Annotated in this window: 18 protein-coding genes; 10 read left to right on the top strand and 8 right to left on the bottom strand. The window is 66.0% G+C overall.

What is annotated here, in order from left to right; all coding sequences use genetic code 11:
- Positions 1 to 11: 11 nt before the first annotated feature.
- Positions 12 to 518 carry a peptide deformylase gene (gene def, locus JZZ72_RS02835; protein ID WP_043862249.1) on the bottom strand — a complete coding sequence of 169 codons (507 nt, stop codon included), beginning with the start codon at positions 516 to 518 and terminating at the stop codon, positions 12 to 14.
- Positions 519 to 727: 209 nt separating this feature from the next.
- Here def and dprA point away from each other — a divergent pair, with 209 nt between their 5' ends.
- Together dprA and JZZ72_RS02825 are read left to right on the top strand one after the other, a co-directional pair.
- Positions 728 to 1,825: a DNA-processing protein DprA gene (dprA, locus tag JZZ72_RS02830; RefSeq protein WP_210014022.1), complete on the top strand. Its 1,098-nt coding sequence runs from the start codon at positions 728 to 730 to the stop codon at positions 1,823 to 1,825.
- A gap of 39 nt (positions 1,826 to 1,864) precedes the next feature.
- Entirely contained in the window at positions 1,865 to 2,422 is a 558-nt protein-coding gene (locus tag JZZ72_RS02825) for an L-threonylcarbamoyladenylate synthase (RefSeq protein WP_043862251.1), read from the top strand.
- Between the two features lie 99 nt (positions 2,423 to 2,521).
- Here JZZ72_RS02825 and JZZ72_RS02820 read toward each other — a convergent pair whose 3' ends face one another.
- Entirely contained in the window at positions 2,522 to 3,499 is a 978-nt protein-coding gene (locus JZZ72_RS02820; RefSeq protein WP_054916045.1) for an NADPH:quinone reductase, read from the bottom strand.
- A 155-nt stretch (positions 3,500 to 3,654) separates the two neighbouring features.
- On the opposite strand from JZZ72_RS02820, the gene hemF reads away from it, so the two are divergent.
- Together hemF and aroE are read left to right on the top strand one after the other, a co-directional pair.
- Complete coding sequence (gene hemF, locus JZZ72_RS02815; RefSeq protein WP_210014021.1) at positions 3,655 to 4,581, top strand: oxygen-dependent coproporphyrinogen oxidase; 927 nt, start codon at positions 3,655 to 3,657, stop codon at positions 4,579 to 4,581.
- Positions 4,582 to 4,633: 52 nt separating this feature from the next.
- Positions 4,634 to 5,461 (top strand): shikimate dehydrogenase, encoded by an 828-nt coding sequence (aroE, locus tag JZZ72_RS02810; RefSeq protein WP_043862253.1) that lies wholly within the window; start codon positions 4,634 to 4,636, stop codon positions 5,459 to 5,461.
- A gap of 69 nt (positions 5,462 to 5,530) precedes the next feature.
- On the opposite strand, the gene JZZ72_RS02805 is transcribed toward aroE, so the two are convergent.
- Together JZZ72_RS02805 and JZZ72_RS02800 are read right to left on the bottom strand one after the other, a co-directional pair.
- Positions 5,531 to 7,102 (bottom strand): SulP family inorganic anion transporter, encoded by a 1,572-nt coding sequence (locus JZZ72_RS02805; RefSeq protein WP_210014020.1) that lies wholly within the window; start codon positions 7,100 to 7,102, stop codon positions 5,531 to 5,533.
- A gap of 60 nt (positions 7,103 to 7,162) precedes the next feature.
- Complete coding sequence (locus JZZ72_RS02800) at positions 7,163 to 7,684, bottom strand: NAD(P)H-binding protein (RefSeq protein ID WP_058541986.1); 522 nt, start codon at positions 7,682 to 7,684, stop codon at positions 7,163 to 7,165.
- A gap of 78 nt (positions 7,685 to 7,762) precedes the next feature.
- On the opposite strand from JZZ72_RS02800, the gene JZZ72_RS02795 reads away from it, so the two are divergent.
- Positions 7,763 to 8,098, top strand: coding sequence for a DOPA 4,5-dioxygenase family protein (locus JZZ72_RS02795; protein ID WP_043862256.1), 336 nt, complete (start codon positions 7,763 to 7,765; stop codon positions 8,096 to 8,098).
- Between the two features lie 93 nt (positions 8,099 to 8,191).
- Here the strand turns inward: JZZ72_RS02795 and trpA are convergent, their stop codons facing one another.
- Both trpA and trpB read right to left on the bottom strand, forming a co-directional pair.
- Complete coding sequence (trpA, locus tag JZZ72_RS02790; RefSeq protein WP_210014019.1) at positions 8,192 to 9,004, bottom strand: tryptophan synthase subunit alpha; 813 nt, start codon at positions 9,002 to 9,004, stop codon at positions 8,192 to 8,194.
- Positions 9,001 to 10,218, bottom strand: coding sequence for a tryptophan synthase subunit beta (trpB, locus tag JZZ72_RS02785; RefSeq protein WP_043862258.1), 1,218 nt, complete (start codon positions 10,216 to 10,218; stop codon positions 9,001 to 9,003). Before trpB ends, trpA begins: the two co-directional genes overlap by 4 nt.
- Before the next feature lie 111 nt (positions 10,219 to 10,329).
- Here trpB and JZZ72_RS02780 point away from each other — a divergent pair, with 111 nt between their 5' ends.
- Entirely contained in the window at positions 10,330 to 11,226 is an 897-nt protein-coding gene (locus JZZ72_RS02780; protein WP_043862259.1) for a LysR family transcriptional regulator, read from the top strand.
- Here JZZ72_RS02780 and JZZ72_RS02775 read toward each other — a convergent pair.
- Positions 11,223 to 11,549 (bottom strand): DUF883 family protein, encoded by a 327-nt coding sequence (locus tag JZZ72_RS02775; protein WP_043862260.1) that lies wholly within the window; start codon positions 11,547 to 11,549, stop codon positions 11,223 to 11,225. The two genes, JZZ72_RS02780 and JZZ72_RS02775, sit on opposite strands and share 4 nt — an antisense overlap.
- A 157-nt stretch (positions 11,550 to 11,706) precedes the next feature.
- Between JZZ72_RS02775 and JZZ72_RS02770 the strand changes: the two genes are divergently transcribed.
- Both JZZ72_RS02770 and JZZ72_RS02765 read left to right on the top strand, forming a co-directional pair.
- Positions 11,707 to 11,922 (top strand): dodecin, encoded by a 216-nt coding sequence (locus JZZ72_RS02770; RefSeq protein WP_043862261.1) that lies wholly within the window; start codon positions 11,707 to 11,709, stop codon positions 11,920 to 11,922.
- A gap of 52 nt (positions 11,923 to 11,974) precedes the next feature.
- Positions 11,975 to 12,199: a DUF1161 domain-containing protein gene (locus JZZ72_RS02765; protein ID WP_043862262.1), complete on the top strand. Its 225-nt coding sequence runs from the start codon at positions 11,975 to 11,977 to the stop codon at positions 12,197 to 12,199.
- A 66-nt stretch (positions 12,200 to 12,265) separates the two neighbouring features.
- Here the strand turns inward: JZZ72_RS02765 and JZZ72_RS02760 are convergent, their stop codons facing one another.
- Positions 12,266 to 13,270 (bottom strand): LLM class flavin-dependent oxidoreductase, encoded by a 1,005-nt coding sequence (locus JZZ72_RS02760; RefSeq protein ID WP_210014018.1) that lies wholly within the window; start codon positions 13,268 to 13,270, stop codon positions 12,266 to 12,268.
- A 181-nt stretch (positions 13,271 to 13,451) separates the two neighbouring features.
- On the opposite strand from JZZ72_RS02760, the gene JZZ72_RS02755 reads away from it, so the two are divergent.
- On the top strand, positions 13,452 to 13,886 hold the full coding sequence (locus JZZ72_RS02755; RefSeq protein WP_088514205.1) for an OsmC family protein: 435 nt from the start codon (positions 13,452 to 13,454) through the stop codon (positions 13,884 to 13,886).
- Positions 13,887 to 13,971: 85 nt separating this feature from the next.
- Positions 13,972 to 14,205, top strand: coding sequence for a DUF1161 domain-containing protein (locus JZZ72_RS02750; protein WP_043862264.1), 234 nt, complete (start codon positions 13,972 to 13,974; stop codon positions 14,203 to 14,205).
- The last annotated feature ends 1 nt before the right edge of the window (position 14,206 follow it).

Below are 14,206 nucleotides of genomic sequence, written 5' to 3'. Positions count from 1 at the left end.
GGAATGAGGGATCAAGCGTTCTGGCGGTGCTGCTTTTCCAGTTTCTTCTTGATGCGGTCGCGCTTGAGGTTCGACAGGTAGTCGACGAACAGCTTGCCGTTGAGGTGGTCGCATTCGTGCTGGATGCACACGGCCAGCAGGCCTTCGGCGATCAGTTCGAAGGGCTTGCCGTCGCGATCCAGGGCCTTGACCCTGACCTTCACCGGGCGGTCGACGTTCTCGTAGAAGCCGGGTACCGACAGGCAGCCTTCCTGATACTGGTCCATGTCGTCGGTGAGCATTTCCAGCTCGGGGTTGATGAAGACCCGCGGTTCGCTGCGGTCTTCGCTCAGGTCCATGACCACCACGCGCTTGTGCACGTTGATCTGGGTGGCGGCCAGGCCGATGCCAGGGGCTTCGTACATGGTTTCAAACATGTCATCGATCAACTGACGGATGCTGTCGTCCACTTCCGTCACCGGTTTGGCGATGGTGCGCAGGCGCGGGTCCGGGAATTCGAGGATGTTCAAGATGGCCATAAGCGTATGAGCTGCACTGTGCGATGGGTTGCAAACATGAATGCACATAATAAAGGTATTCGGCGCGTTCGGCACCCTTCTCAAGGTCGGCTAGGGTTTTGAAGGCGACTGGCGGCCCGCACCGGGCGGCGAGTTGTCAAACTATTATCAACAGAGTTATCCACAGGTTTTCACGCGTGGCTGACCCGCCTTCGATCAAGGATGATCCGATGCCCCTCCCGCCTGTTGCGGCGTGCTCGCCGGTTGAACTCGAGGCACGTCTGCGCCTGCACCGCCTTCCCGATATCGGGCCAAAGGGCTTTGGCCTGCTGCTGGAAGCCTTTGGCAGCGCGGCCGCCGCGCTTGATGCGCCCGCCACACAATGGCGGGCGCTGGGCCGCAGCCCGGCCAGCATAACGGCTCGCCACAGTGCCGAGGCTTACGCCGGCGCAGCGGCCGCAATGGCCTGGCTAGAGCGGCCCGGGCAGCATTTGCTGATGTGGGACGCCCCCACCTACCCTGGCTTGCTGGCCGAGCTTTGCGATGCCCCGCCCCTTCTGTTCATTGCCGGCGACCCGATGATTCTGGAGCAGCCGCAGCTGGCCATCGTCGGCAGCCGGCGTGCTTCACGCCCGGCCCTGGACACCGCGGCCGCGTTTTCCAGGCAACTGGCCCAGGCCGGTTTCGTGATTACCAGCGGCCTGGCGCTGGGGGTCGACGGTGCCGCTCACCAGTCTGCAATGGATACTGGCGGACGCACTATCGGCGTGCTCGGCACCGGCCTGCAAAAACTTTATCCACAGCGACATCATGCCCTCGCGCAGGCCATGGCCGAGCGCGGTAGCGCAGTGGTCTCGGAGTTCCCGCTGGATGCCGGACCGGTGGCGGCCAACTTCCCGCGGCGCAATCGCATCATCAGCGGGCTGTCGCTCGGCGTGCTGGTGGTGGAGGCCAGCCTGGCCAGCGGTTCGCTGATCACCGCGCGCCTGGCGGCCGAACAGGGGCGCGAGGTGTACGCGATTCCTGGCTCTATCTACCATCCGGGGGCCAGGGGTTGCCATCAATTGATACGTGACGGCGCGATGCTGGTGGAGAGCATAGAGCAGATTCTGGAAAGTTTGCGTGGCTGGCAGAACCTTCCGTCGGCCGCCCCCGAGCCGGTGGTGCACCCGCTGCTGGGGTTGCTGCTGGCGGCGCCGCACACCACCGAGGCGTTGGCGCTGGCCAGCGGTCAGGCCCTGCCCCAGGTGCTGGCCACGCTCACCGAACTGGAGCTGGACGGGCGTGTGTGCAGTGACGCGGGGCGTTGGTTTGCCCGGCCGGGCTAAGTACACTGCGTACCAGCCTTTGAACGCGGAGTGACAACGATGGTGAACAGTTGGCGTGTGCAACAAGCCGCGCGGGAAATTCGGGCGGGTGCGGTACTGGCCTATCCGACCGAGGCGGTCTGGGGCCTGGGCTGTGACCCGTGGAACGAGGAGGCGGTGGACCGCCTGCTGGCGCTCAAGTCCCGCTCGGTGAACAAGGGGCTGATCCTGATTGCGGACAACATCCGCCAGTTCGACTTCTTGTTCGAGGACTTCCCCGAGCTGTGGCTGGACCGCATGGCCAGCACCTGGCCGGGGCCCAATACCTGGCTGGTGCCGCACCAGGGCATGTTGCCGGAATGGATCACCGGCGTGCATGACACCGTGGCGCTGCGGGTCAGCGACCACCCGGTGGTGCGCGACCTGTGTTCGCTGGTGGGCCCGCTGGTGTCGACCTCGGCCAACCCGCAGGGCCGGCCGGCAGCGCGCTCGCGCCTGCGCGTGGAACAGTACTTCCACGGGCAGCTGGATGTGATCCTGGGCGGCAGCCTTGGCGGGCGGCGCAACCCGAGCGTGATTCGCGATCTGGCCACGGGGCAGGTCGTCAGAGCGGGCTGAAGGCCCTTCGGGCCTTTTTCGCGGGTCAAGCCCGCTCCCACAGGCGTTGTGGATAACCTTGTGGGAGCGGGCTTGACCCGCGATGGCGTCACTGCTGAATCAAGGCAACAACACCGTAGACCCCACCGTCCGCCGCGCCGACAGCTCTGCCTGAGCCTTGGCCGCCTCGGCCAGCGGATAGCGCTGCTGGATATCCACAGCCAGCTTGCCGCTGGCGATCATTTCGAACAGCTCGTCGGCCATCGCCTGGGTGTTCTCGGCATTGTTGGCATAGCTGGCCAGCGTCGGCCGGGTCACATACAGCGAGCCCTTCTGCGCCAGGATCCCCAGATTGACTCCGCTCACCGCGCCCGACGCATTGCCGAAGCTCACCATCAGCCCGCGCGGCGCCAGGCAGTCCAGCGAGGTCAGCCAGGTGTCCTGGCCCACGCCGTCGTACACCACCGGGCACTTCTTGCCGCCGGTCAGCTCCAGCACGCGCTGCGCCACGTCTTCACGGCTGTAGTCGATGGTTTCCCATGCACCCAGGGCCTTGGCCCGCGCCGCCTTCTCCGGCGAGCTCACGGTACCGATCAGCTTCACGCCCAGGGCCTTGGCCCACTGGCAGGCCAGCGAACCCACCCCACCGGCGGCGGCATGGAACAGCACCGTCTGGCCGGCCTGCAGCGCGTAGGTCTGGCGTAGCAGGTACTGCACGGTCAGGCCCTTGAGCATCACCGCGGCGGCCTGCTCGAAGCTGATGCTCTCGGGCAGCTTCACCAGGTTGGCTTCAGGCAGCGTGTGCACCTCGCTGTAGGCACCCAGCGGACCGCCAGCGTAGGCCACCCGATCGCCCACCTTGATCCGCGTCACGCCCTCGCCCACCGCCTCGACCACGCCGGCAGCTTCGGTGCCCAGGCCCGAGGGCAGTGCCGGCGGCGCGTACAGCCCGCTGCGGAAATAGGTGTCGATGAAGTTCAGACCAATGGCGTGGTTGCGCACGCGGACCTGTTGCGGGCCGGGCGCGGCGGGTTCGAAGTCCACCAGGGTCAATACCTCGGGGCCGCCATGCTGGCTGAACTGGATACGCTTGGCCATCTGCACTCTCCTGCTGGATCCGGGAAAACCCCTATCGGACGCCTTTGCTTGATCGCCGTCAACTGCGGGTGGCCTGCCGCCGGTGGTATGCTACGCGCCGAATTCAGCGCCGGCCCCCGCCTGGCCCGGCCCTAGCCCGTTTCCAAGGTGACCTGATGACTACCCGCACCGAGGCCGTGAAGGCCTACCTGCTCAACCTGCAAGACCGGATTTGCGCCGCCCTGGAAAGCGAAGACGGCGGCGCCCGCTTCGTCGAGGACGCCTGGGTACGCGAAGCCGGTGGCGGTGGGCGCACGCGGGTGATCGGCGAAGGCAACGTCATCGAAAAAGGCGGGGTCAACTTCTCGCACGTGTTCGGCAGCGGCCTGCCGCCGTCTGCCAGCGCGCACCGCCCCGAACTTGCTGGCCGTGGTTTCGAGGCACTGGGGGTGTCGCTGGTGATCCATCCGCACAACCCCCATGTGCCGACCTCCCACGCCAACGTGCGCTTCTTCATTGCCGAGAAGGAAGGTGAAGAGGCGGTATGGTGGTTCGGCGGCGGCTTCGACCTCACGCCCTACTACGCCCACGAAGAAGACTGCATCCACTGGCACCGCGTGGCCGAGCAGGCCTGCGCACCGTTCGGCGCCGATGTGTACCCGCGCTACAAGGCCTGGTGCGACCGCTACTTCCACCTCAAGCACCGGGGCGAGCCGCGGGGCATCGGCGGCTTGTTCTTCGACGACCTGAACGAGTGGGACTTCGACACCTGCTTCGCCTTCATCCGCGCCATCGGCGATGCCTACGTCGAGGCCTACCTGCCCATCGTGCAGCGGCGCAAGGCGCAGCCGTACACCGCCCAGCAGCGTGAATTCCAGGAGTTCCGCCGCGGGCGCTACGTGGAATTCAACCTGGTGTACGACCGTGGCACCCTGTTCGGCCTGCAATCGGGCGGCCGTACCGAGTCGATCCTGATGTCGCTGCCGCCGCAGGTGCGCTGGGGCTATGACTGGAAGGCTGCGCCGGGCAGCGAAGAAGCACGCCTGACCGAGTACTTCCTGCAGGACCGCGACTGGCTGGGCCTGGACAAGGCCGGTCACTGAACCCATTGTGGATAACGTGCCCGATTCGCCGGGCGGACTCAGGAAACGCGTCATGGACCAGTACGTTGTATTCGGCAACCCGATCGGCCACAGCAAGTCGCCGCTGATTCACCGGCTGTTTGCCGACCAGACCGGCCAGCAGCTGGAGTACAACACCCTGCTGGCGCCGCTGGACGATTTCAGCATGTGCGCGCTGGGCTTCTTCAAGCAGGGCAGTGGCGCCAACGTCACCGTGCCCTTCAAGGAGGAAGCCTACCGCCTGGTGGGTGACGGCCTGACCGCACGCGCCTGGCGAGCCGGGGCGGTGAACACGCTGACCCGGCTGCCCGACGGCAGCCTGCAGGGCGACAACACCGACGGTGCCGGCCTGGTGCGCGACCTCACGGTGAATGCCGGGGTCGAGCTCAAGGGCAAGCGCATCCTGCTGCTGGGGGCCGGCGGCGCGGTGCGCGGGGTGCTCGAGCCGTTGCTGGCGCATGAGCCTGCGTCGCTGGTGATTGCCAACCGTACGGTAGAAAAGGCCGAGCAGCTGGCCCGCGAGTTCGACGACCTGGGGCCGGTGGCCGCCAGCGGCTTCAGCTGGCTGGAAGAGCCGGTGGACCTGATCATCAATGCCACCTCGGCGAGCCTGGCCGGCGAGATGCCGCCGATTGCCGCGAGCCTGATCGAACCGGGCGTGACCGTGTGCTACGACATGATGTATGCCAAGGAGCCCACGCCGTTCTGTCGCTGGGCCACCGAGCACGGGGCGGCCAAGGTGCTGGACGGGCTGGGAATGCTGGCTGAGCAGGCGGCGGAGGCGTTCTTCATCTGGCGCGGGGTGCGCCCGGACACCGGGCCGGTGCTCGATGAGCTGCGCCGGCAGCTGGCGCGGGGCTAGAACGCGGCGCTGCCTTCGCCGGCAAGGCCGGCCCCTGTAGGCGCCGGCCTTGCCGGCGAAGGGCGCAACTCAATCCTCAAACTGGACCGGGCAATCAGCCGCCCCTTCCAGCTTCTGCAACTCCTCCACCACCAGCCCCCTCGCCCGCCGCAGCACCAGCTGACGCCCCTGCCGGCGCAGCCGCCGCGCCTCCTGGTGCAGCATTTCCACCCCCGAGTAATCGATGAAGTTGATCTGCCGCGCATCGATCACCACCACCGGTGCCTGGCACCGCTGCAGGCGCACCTGCAGATAATGGCTGGCGCCGAAGAAGATCGAGCCGAACACCCGCAGCACATCCGCCTCGCCTTCGCGCGACTGCTGTACCCGTGGCTGCGAAGTGCGCTTGAGGTAGAAGAACAGCGACGCCAGCACCCCGGCATAAATCGCCGTCTGCAGCTCCAGCAGCAAGGTGGCGACGCAGGTCAGCAGCATCACCAGAAACTCCGGCCGGCTGACCCGGTACAGCGCCCGAATCGCACGGTGATCCACCAGCCCCCAGCAGATCAGCAGGATGCTGCCGGCCATCGCCGGGATCGGGATGTGCGCGATCAGGCTGGCGCCCGCCACGGCGAACAGCGCCACCCACAGGGCCGAGAACACCCCCGCCAGCGGTGACTGCGCCCCGGCCTCATAGCTGAGCCCGGAACGGGTGAACGAGCCCGACGACAGGTAGCCGGAGAACCACGCACCGCCCAGGTTGGACAGGCCCTGGGCGCGGATCTCCTGGTTGGCGTCGATCAGCTGTTCGGAGCGGATCGACAGCGAGCGCGCAATCGACAGGCTGGTGACCAGCCCCAGCATGCCCACCGCCACGGCACTGGGCAGCAGGCGCAGGATCAGCTCCAGGTCCAGCAGCGGCAGCGGGCTCAGCGGTGGCAGCCGGCCAATGAACGCCGGCACCAGCGCCACATGGCCGAACAGTGCCGGCCACAGCCACACCAGCAGGCTGGCGCCGGCAAGGCTGATCAACAGCGCCGGCCAGCGCGGCCGTGCGAGCTTGATCGACAGCCCCAGCAGCAAGGTGCCCAGCCCCAGCAGCAGCGAGGGCCAGTCGATGTCGCCGGCATGCTGCAGCAGGCCTTGCAGGGTTCTGAGGGCGGTGGCCTGGCTGGCGAGGTCGAGCCCCAGCAGGTTCGGCACCTGGCCCAGCGCGATCACCACTGCAGCGCCGAGGGTGAAGCCGAGCACCACCGAGTGCGAGACGAAATTCACCAGCGCGCCGAAGCGCAGCATGCCCAGCAGCCACTGGAACACCCCGGCCAGGAAGGTCAGCAGCAGGATCAGGCGGATGTAGTCGTCGCTGCCGGGCACCGCCACGGGGCTGATGCTGGCGTAGAGCACGATGGAGATGGCGGCGGTGGGCCCGCAGATCAGGTGCCACGACGAGCCCCACAGGCACGCGATCAGCACCGGCACGATGGCCGCGTACAGCCCGTACTCGGCGGGCAGGCCGGCGATCAGCGCATAGGCGATCGACTGCGGCAGGGCCAGGATCGCCCCGCTGAGCCCCACCAGCAGGTCGCGCCGCACGCTGGCACGGGTTTGCCGAGGCAGCCAGGCGAGAAAGGGAAACAGACGGTGGCGCTCTAGCCAGGCCATGAAGCTCTCTATGCAGTGCGGTGAAGGCTCAGGGTGCAGGCTATGGAGGCCCGGTGCAAGTCAGGGGGCCTCGATGAAATTCACCTGTTCGCCAACATGCAGGTTCAGGTCCAGCAGGTCGGCAATGCCCGCAGCGATGCCTGCCAGGCTGTCCGGGTGCTCGCTCAGTGGCGTGTTGACCAACGTCCAGCGCAGGCCGCCGGCCTGCAACAACTCCGCCAGCGGCGCCGCGCCGCCGCCAAACTGGCCCACCAGCACGATGCGACGCAGGGGCGTGCGGGCCATGCCCGCGAGCAGGGCCTGGGTCATCAGCCCCTGGCGCGAGAAGTCGCCGGGCGCCAGGCCGTCGAGCAGGCACACCACGGCCGAACCGCCGGCGATGCTCTGTTCGGCCTGGTCTGCGCTGGCCAGGCCGCCGTTCTTGACGTGCAGGCCGGGGCGCGCCTGGGGCTGGTTGAGGTCGTCGAGGATCAGGGTCACCTCGTGCTGGCGCTGCAGCAGTTCGCTTACCAGCGCATCACCCAGGGTGCACTGGCCGCCGAGCAGGATCAGTTTGAAGACAGGTGTTTCGGCGTTTTTCACGATAGCGCTCCGGGGGTATCCTGATGGCCTTTGGACCTGCGGGAGCACCTGGGGGTTCGGTCGAATTCAGGAGGCAGCGTGCAACGGATAAAGGGGTATCACGCCCATGTGTATTACGACGCCGGTACGATGGAGCAGGCGCGGGCGCTGTGCGAGGAAGCCGCCACGCTGTTTGGCGTGAGCATGGGGCGCATGCATCAGAAACCGGTGGGGCCGCACCCGGACTGGAGCTGCCAGCTGGCATTCGGGCCGGAGATGGTGGGCGTGGTGCTGCCGTGGCTGGCGTTGTACCGCAAGGGGCTGGTGGTGTTTCTGCATCCGCTGACCGGCGATGAGCTGGCCGATCATCGGGACCATGCGATCTGGATGGGGGCCGTGCGGCCGCTGGATCTTTCGATGTTCGAAGGGGCCTGAAGCGGCGGTGAGGCTTTCGCCGGCAAGGCCGGCTCCTACAGGACTGCGGTGTCTGTAGGAGCCGGCCTTGCCGGCGAAAGAGGCGACGCGGTATCAGCCTTTGCGCGCGCCGCGCACACCTTCGGCCAGCGCCGAACACAGCGCCAGCACATCGCTTACCGCCTGCTCGCCCGTACTGGCGTTGGCCACCTTGTCCACCAGCGCCGAACCCACGACCACACCATCGGCCAGCCGCGCAATGGCTGCCGCCTGTTCAGGCGTGCGAATGCCGAAGCCCACGCTGATCGGCAGGTCGGTGTGGCGGCGCAGGCGCTCGATGGCGCCGCTTACCTGATCGCTGGTCGCCGAGCCTGCGCCGGTCACGCCGGCTACCGACACGTAGTACACAAAGCCCGAACTGCGCTCCAGCACGCGTGGCAGGCGCGCGTCATCGGTGGTCGGGGTGGTCAGGCGGATGAAGTCGATGCCCGCGGCCTGGGCCGGGGTGGCCAGCTCGGCGTCGTGCTCCGGCGGCAGGTCGACGATGATCAGGCCGTCCACGCCCGCATCCCTGGCCTCGGCCACGAACTTCTCCACGCCGAAGCGGTGGATCGGGTTGTAGTAACCCATCAGCACGATCGGCGTGGTGGCATTGCCGGTGCGGAACTCGCGCACCATCTGCAGGGTTTTGGCCAGGGTCTGCCCGGCCTCCAGCGCACGCAGGGTGGCCAGCTGGATGGCCACGCCGTCGGCCATCGGGTCGGTGAACGGCATGCCCAGTTCGATCACGTCGGCACCCGCAGTCGGCAGGCCCTTGAGGATCGCCAGCGAAGCGTCGTAGCCCGGGTCACCGGCGGTCACGAAGGTCACCAGGGCAGCGCGGCCCTCGCGCTTGAGGTCGGCAAAACGTTGTTCAAGACGGCTCATGCCTGCTTCTCCTGCGCGGCCATATGGCTCATTACGGTTTGCATGTCCTTGTCGCCACGCCCCGAAAGGCACACCACCATCAGGTGGTCCCTGGGCAGGGTGGGCGCACGCTTGATGGCTTCGGCCAGCGCGTGGGAGGTTTCCAGCGCCGGGATGATGCCTTCCAGGCGGCAGGTAGCGTGGAACGCATCCAGCGCCTCGTCGTCGGTGATGCTCACGTACTCGACGCGCTTCACTTCGTGCAGGTAGGCGTGCTCCGGGCCGATGCCGGGGTAGTCCAGGCCGGCGGAAATCGAGTGGGCGTCGGTGATCTGGCCATCGGCGTCCTGCAGCAGGTAGGTGCGGTTGCCGTGCAGCACGCCGGGCACGCCGCCGTTGAGGCTCGCTGCGTGCTTGTCGGTGTCGACCCCGTGGCCGCCGGCCTCGACGCCGATGATCTGCACACTGGCGTCATCGAGGAAGTCATGGAACAGGCCCATGGCGTTGGAGCCACCACCCACGCAGGCGATCAGGCTGTCGGGCAGGCGCCCTTCCTTGGCCTGCAGCTGCTCGCGGGTTTCCTTGCCGATGATCGACTGGAAGTCGCGCACCATCGCCGGGTACGGGTGCGGGCCGGCCACGGTGCCGATCAGGTAGAAGGTGTCGTCGACGTTGGTCACCCAGTCGCGCAGCGCTTCGTTCATGGCGTCCTTGAGGGTGCCGGTGCCGGCGGTGACCGGCACGATCTCGGCGCCCAGCAGCTTCATGCGGAACACGTTGGCCTGCTGGCGCTCGATGTCGGTGGCGCCCATGTAGATCACGCAGGGCAGGCCGAAACGTGCGGCCACGGTGGCGGTGGCCACACCGTGCATGCCGGCGCCGGTTTCGGCGATCAGGCGCTTCTTGCCCATGCGCTTGGCCAGCAGCACCTGGCCGATGCAGTTGTTCACCTTGTGCGCGCCGGTGTGGTTGAGCTCTTCGCGCTTGAAGAAGATCTTCGCCCCGCCGCAGTGTTCGGTGAGGCGCTCGGCGAAGTACAGCGGGTTAGGACGGCCGATGTAGTCGCGCTGGAAGTACGCCAGTTGCTCGTTGAACTCGGGGTCGGCCTTGGCCGCTTCGTATTCGCGGGCCAGGTCGAGCACCAGCGGCATCAGTGTTTCGGCCACGTAGCGGCCACCGAATGCGCCAAACAGGCCGTTGGCATCGGGGCCGCTGCGGAAGTTGGTCTGGGTCATGGGTCGCTCCAGGGCGTGAGTATGAGGTCGCAATGGGCCTACTCTACCCACGACACGCGCCGCTGAAAACCGATAAGATCGCCACAACCTGTCAGGAAAACTCACACGTCAATGGCCAGAGAACTGCCCCCGCTCAATGCCCTTCGGGCCTTTGAAGCCACCGCCCGGCTCAACAGCGTAAGCCAGGCTGCCGAGCAACTGCACGTGACCCACGGTGCGGTGAGCCGGCAGTTGAAGGTGCTCGAAGAGCACCTGGGCGTGAGCCTGTTCGTCAAGGAAGGGCGCGGCATTAAACTCACAGATGCCGGTGTGCGCCTGCGCGACGCCAGCAGCGACGCCTTCGAGCGCCTGCGCAGCGTGTGCGCCGAACTGGGCCAGGACCGCGCCGACGCACCGTTCGTGCTGGGTTGTTCAGGCAGCCTGCTGGCGCGCTGGTTCATTCCGCGCCTTGGGCGCCTGCAGGCCGACCTGCCGGAACTGCGTCTGCACCTGTCGGCGGGCGAAGGCGACCTGGACCCGCGCCGGCCGGGGCTGGATGCGCTGCTGGTATTCGCCGAGCCGCCGTGGCCGGCCGACATGCAGGTGCACGTGCTGGCACAGGAATGCATCGGGCCGGTGCTCAGCCCGCACTTTCCAGGGTTCGACCGCCTGCGTCAGGCGCCAGCCAGCGCCTTGCTGGGGGAAACCCTGCTACACACCACCTCGCGGCCCCAGGCCTGGCCCGACTGGGCCCGCCAACAGCACATCGACCCGCAGGCAATGCGCTACGGGCAAGGGTTCGAGCATCTGTATTACTTGCTGGAGGCAGCTGTGGCCGGCCTGGGGGTGGCGATCGCCCCGCAGCCGCTGGTGGCCGATGACCTGCGTGCCGGCAGGCTGGCGGCACCGTGGGGCTTTGGTCCTACGCGGGCGTCATTGGCCCTGTGGGTGCCCCGGCGCGCCGCGGACGGGCGCGCCGAGCAGCTGGCGCACTGGTTGCGCGCCGAACTGGGGCGGCAGGCGCTTTAGTCGCCGCGCTTGCACAGCAGGTAGGCGGCCAGCAGGCCCAGTGCGCCCACGGCCACGCCGGCGGTGGTCCAGGGGTGTTGCTGGGCATAGTCACGGGTGGCGATGCCGGTTTCGCGGGTCTTGGTCTTGACCTCTTCATAGGCATCGGTGAGCAGGCTGCGCGAGTGACGCAGGGCATTTTCGGCATTGCCCTTGAGGCTCTTCAAGGTCTTGCGCGACTCGTCCGAAGCATCGTCTTTGAGGTTTTCCAGGGATTTGAGGAGACTTTCGATTTCCGCTTCCATGCTTTGCAACGAGGCTTTACGTAGCGAGCTATTGGCCATGGTGGCTCTCCTTCAGGGTTTGAGTGGCATGTGAAGAATGGGACTGCGCAGTGCCGCGAAAGTGCAGAGCAATCGAACTTTTGCCAGGTTTTTACCCACACAGGTAAACCTGCCTGGCGCTGCTAGGCTCAATGCACACCATTGATGGAGAGTAGTCATGTCTGATCACCACACGTACAAGAAGGTCGAACTGGTCGGCTCCTCGCCCAGCAGCATCGAGGACGCGATCAACAATGCCCTGGCCGAAGCGGCCAAGAGCATCAAGCACCTGGAGTGGTTCGAAGTGACCGAGACCCGGGGCCATATCAAGGATGGCAAGGCGGCGCATTTTCAGGTAACCATCAAGGTGGGCTTCCGTATCGCCAACAGCTGATGGCGGCCGGCTGGCCCTGAACCCTTTTTGATCTGAACAAGGAATGCGATCGATGAAGAAGCTGGTATTGGCGTTTGGCTTGATGACCCTGGCCGGGACTGCGCTGGCGGCAGGCAAGCCGTGTGAAGAATTGAAGAGCGAGATTGCCGCGAAGATCGACGCCAATGGCGTACCGCACTATTCGCTGGAAATCGTCGACAAGGGCGCTGCGACCGATGGCAAAGTGGTGGGGTCGTGTGAAGGCGGTACCAAGGACATCGTGTACAAGCGCGGCTGATCGGTGAGTCTTTCGCCAGCAAGGCTTGCTCCCACGTAGGAGCCAGCCTTGCTGGCGAAAGGGCCCTCAGTTGCCCTTGATGATCTGCGACAGAATCTCGTAGGACCGGATCCGGTCCGCATGCTCGTACAGGTCGCAGGTAAAGATCAGCTCATCAGCACCGGTCTGCTCCAGCAGCACGTCCAGTTTGGCGCGGATCTTCTCTGGCCCGCCCACCATCGCCAGGCCCAGGAAACTTCCCACTGCCTCCCGCTCATGGGGCTGCCACAGGCCGTCCATGCTGTCGACGGGCGGGCGCTGCACCAGGCTCTGCCCACGCATCAACGCCAGAATTCGCTGATACACCGAGGTGGCCAGGTACTCGGCCTGCTCGTCGGTATCGGCCGCCACCAGCGGTACACCCAACATCACGTAGGGCTTGTCGAGCACCGTCGAGGGCTTGAAGTGGTTGCGGTACACGCGGATCGCTTCATGCATCATGCGCGGCGCAAAGTGCGAGGCAAACGCATACGGCAAGCCGCGCATCCCCGCCAGCTGTGCACTGAACAGGCTCGAGCCCAGCAGCCAGATCGGCACCTCGGTGCCATACCCCGGCACGGCAATCACTTTCTGGTCGGGCGTGCGCGGGCCCAGGTAGCGCACCAGTTCCTCTACATCGTCCGGGAAGTCGTCGGCGCTGCCCGAGCGCTCGCGGCGCAGGGCGCGGGCGGTCATCTGGTCGGAGCCCGGCGCACGCCCCAGGCCCAGGTCGATACGGCCCGGGTACAGGCTGGCCAGGGTGCCGAACTGCTCGGCAATCACCAGCGGCGCGTGGTTGGGCAGCATCACCCCGCCTGCACCCACGCGGATCGTCGAGGTACCACCGGCCAGGTACCCCAGCAGCACCGAGGTGGCGGAGCTGGCAATGCCGTCCATGTTGTGGTGCTCGGCCACCCAGAAGCGGTTGTAGCCGAATTTCTCCACGTGTTGCGCCAGGTCCAGCGAGTTGCGCAGCGACTGGGCCGGGCCGCTGTCCTGGCGTACCGGTACCAGGTCGAGGGTGGAGTATTTGATGTCCGCGAGTCGCGTCATGGCGTGTACGCCTCCTGAATGGTTAGGCCGACAGCATGCCGCGACCTTTCTGACTCTGTATGGGCAGATCACAGGTATTCAATGCCTGCCCCTGCAATCGGGCTGAACTTGCCCGTGGTGACGCCCTCTGAATTGAACGCCAGGCGCGATCCCCCGCGCTCTCAGGCACTCAGGAGGCTTTATGAGTTCGATAAAAAAGACAGCATCGGCAATTTGGCAAGGCGACCTGAAGACCGGCAAGGGCCAGCTCTCCACCGAGAGTGGCGCCTTGAAGGCCAACCCCTATGGCTTCAACACCCGGTTCGAAGGCCAGCCTGGTACCAACCCTGAAGAACTGATCGGCGCTGCCCATGCAGGCTGCTTCTCCATGGCCTTTTCGATGATCCTCGGCGAAGCCGGCCTGACCGCCGAGCGTATCGACACCATCGCCGAAGTGACCCTGGACAAGCAGCCCGATGGTTTTGCCATCACCGCCGTGCACCTGATCCTCAAGGCCAAGGTGCCCGGTGCCGACAAGGCGAAATTCGAGGAGCTGGCCAACAAGGCCAAGGCGGGATGTCCGGTATCCAAGGTGCTCAAGGCCCAGATCAGCCTGGATGCCACCCTGGTGGACTGACGCCGGCGCAGATCAGAACGACGCACGGCTTCTTGTGGTCAAATGGCTGTCGGCAGATGGTCTGCCGCCACAAGGAGCTGTTCTGATGACTCGTATTGCATTCGCTGTGCTGACCTCGTTGCTGGCCACCAGTGCGCTGGCCGCGCCCAAGGACTGCGCCGAGCTCAAGGCCGAGATCGAAGCCAAGATCCAGGCCAACAATGTCTCTTCCTACACCCTGGAAATCGTGACCAACGATGAAGTCCATGACCAGAACATGGTGGTGGGCAGCTGTGAGAACGGTACCAAGAAGATCATCTACCAGAAAAACGATCGCTAGC

The sequence above is a fragment of the Pseudomonas palmensis genome, assembly GCF_017848315.1.
GTDB classification, from domain to species: Bacteria; Pseudomonadota; Gammaproteobacteria; order Pseudomonadales; family Pseudomonadaceae; genus Aquipseudomonas; species Aquipseudomonas palmensis.
The sequence above is the reverse complement of the archived record's forward strand: the minus strand, read 5'-3'. Positions and strand labels throughout refer to the sequence as shown.

Coding starts and splice junctions, on each gene's coding strand:
- def (WP_043862249.1), bottom strand. CDS start 518: ATGGCCATCTTGAACATCCTCGAATTCCCGGACCCGCGCCTGCGCACC.
- dprA (WP_210014022.1), top strand. CDS start 728: ATGCCCCTCCCGCCTGTTGCGGCGTGCTCGCCGGTTGAACTCGAGGCA.
- JZZ72_RS02825 (WP_043862251.1), top strand. CDS start 1,865: ATGGTGAACAGTTGGCGTGTGCAACAAGCCGCGCGGGAAATTCGGGCG.
- JZZ72_RS02820 (WP_054916045.1), bottom strand. CDS start 3,499: ATGGCCAAGCGTATCCAGTTCAGCCAGCATGGCGGCCCCGAGGTATTG.
- hemF (WP_210014021.1), top strand. CDS start 3,655: ATGACTACCCGCACCGAGGCCGTGAAGGCCTACCTGCTCAACCTGCAA.
- aroE (WP_043862253.1), top strand. CDS start 4,634: ATGGACCAGTACGTTGTATTCGGCAACCCGATCGGCCACAGCAAGTCG.
- JZZ72_RS02805 (WP_210014020.1), bottom strand. CDS start 7,102: ATGGCCTGGCTAGAGCGCCACCGTCTGTTTCCCTTTCTCGCCTGGCTG.
- trpA (WP_210014019.1), bottom strand. CDS start 9,004: ATGAGCCGTCTTGAACAACGTTTTGCCGACCTCAAGCGCGAGGGCCGC.
- trpB (WP_043862258.1), bottom strand. CDS start 10,218: ATGACCCAGACCAACTTCCGCAGCGGCCCCGATGCCAACGGCCTGTTT.
- JZZ72_RS02780 (WP_043862259.1), top strand. CDS start 10,330: ATGGCCAGAGAACTGCCCCCGCTCAATGCCCTTCGGGCCTTTGAAGCC.
- JZZ72_RS02775 (WP_043862260.1), bottom strand. CDS start 11,549: ATGGCCAATAGCTCGCTACGTAAAGCCTCGTTGCAAAGCATGGAAGCG.
- JZZ72_RS02770 (WP_043862261.1), top strand. CDS start 11,707: ATGTCTGATCACCACACGTACAAGAAGGTCGAACTGGTCGGCTCCTCG.
- JZZ72_RS02765 (WP_043862262.1), top strand. CDS start 11,975: ATGAAGAAGCTGGTATTGGCGTTTGGCTTGATGACCCTGGCCGGGACT.
- JZZ72_RS02760 (WP_210014018.1), bottom strand. CDS start 13,270: ATGACGCGACTCGCGGACATCAAATACTCCACCCTCGACCTGGTACCG.
- JZZ72_RS02755 (WP_088514205.1), top strand. CDS start 13,452: ATGAGTTCGATAAAAAAGACAGCATCGGCAATTTGGCAAGGCGACCTG.
- JZZ72_RS02750 (WP_043862264.1), top strand. CDS start 13,972: ATGACTCGTATTGCATTCGCTGTGCTGACCTCGTTGCTGGCCACCAGT.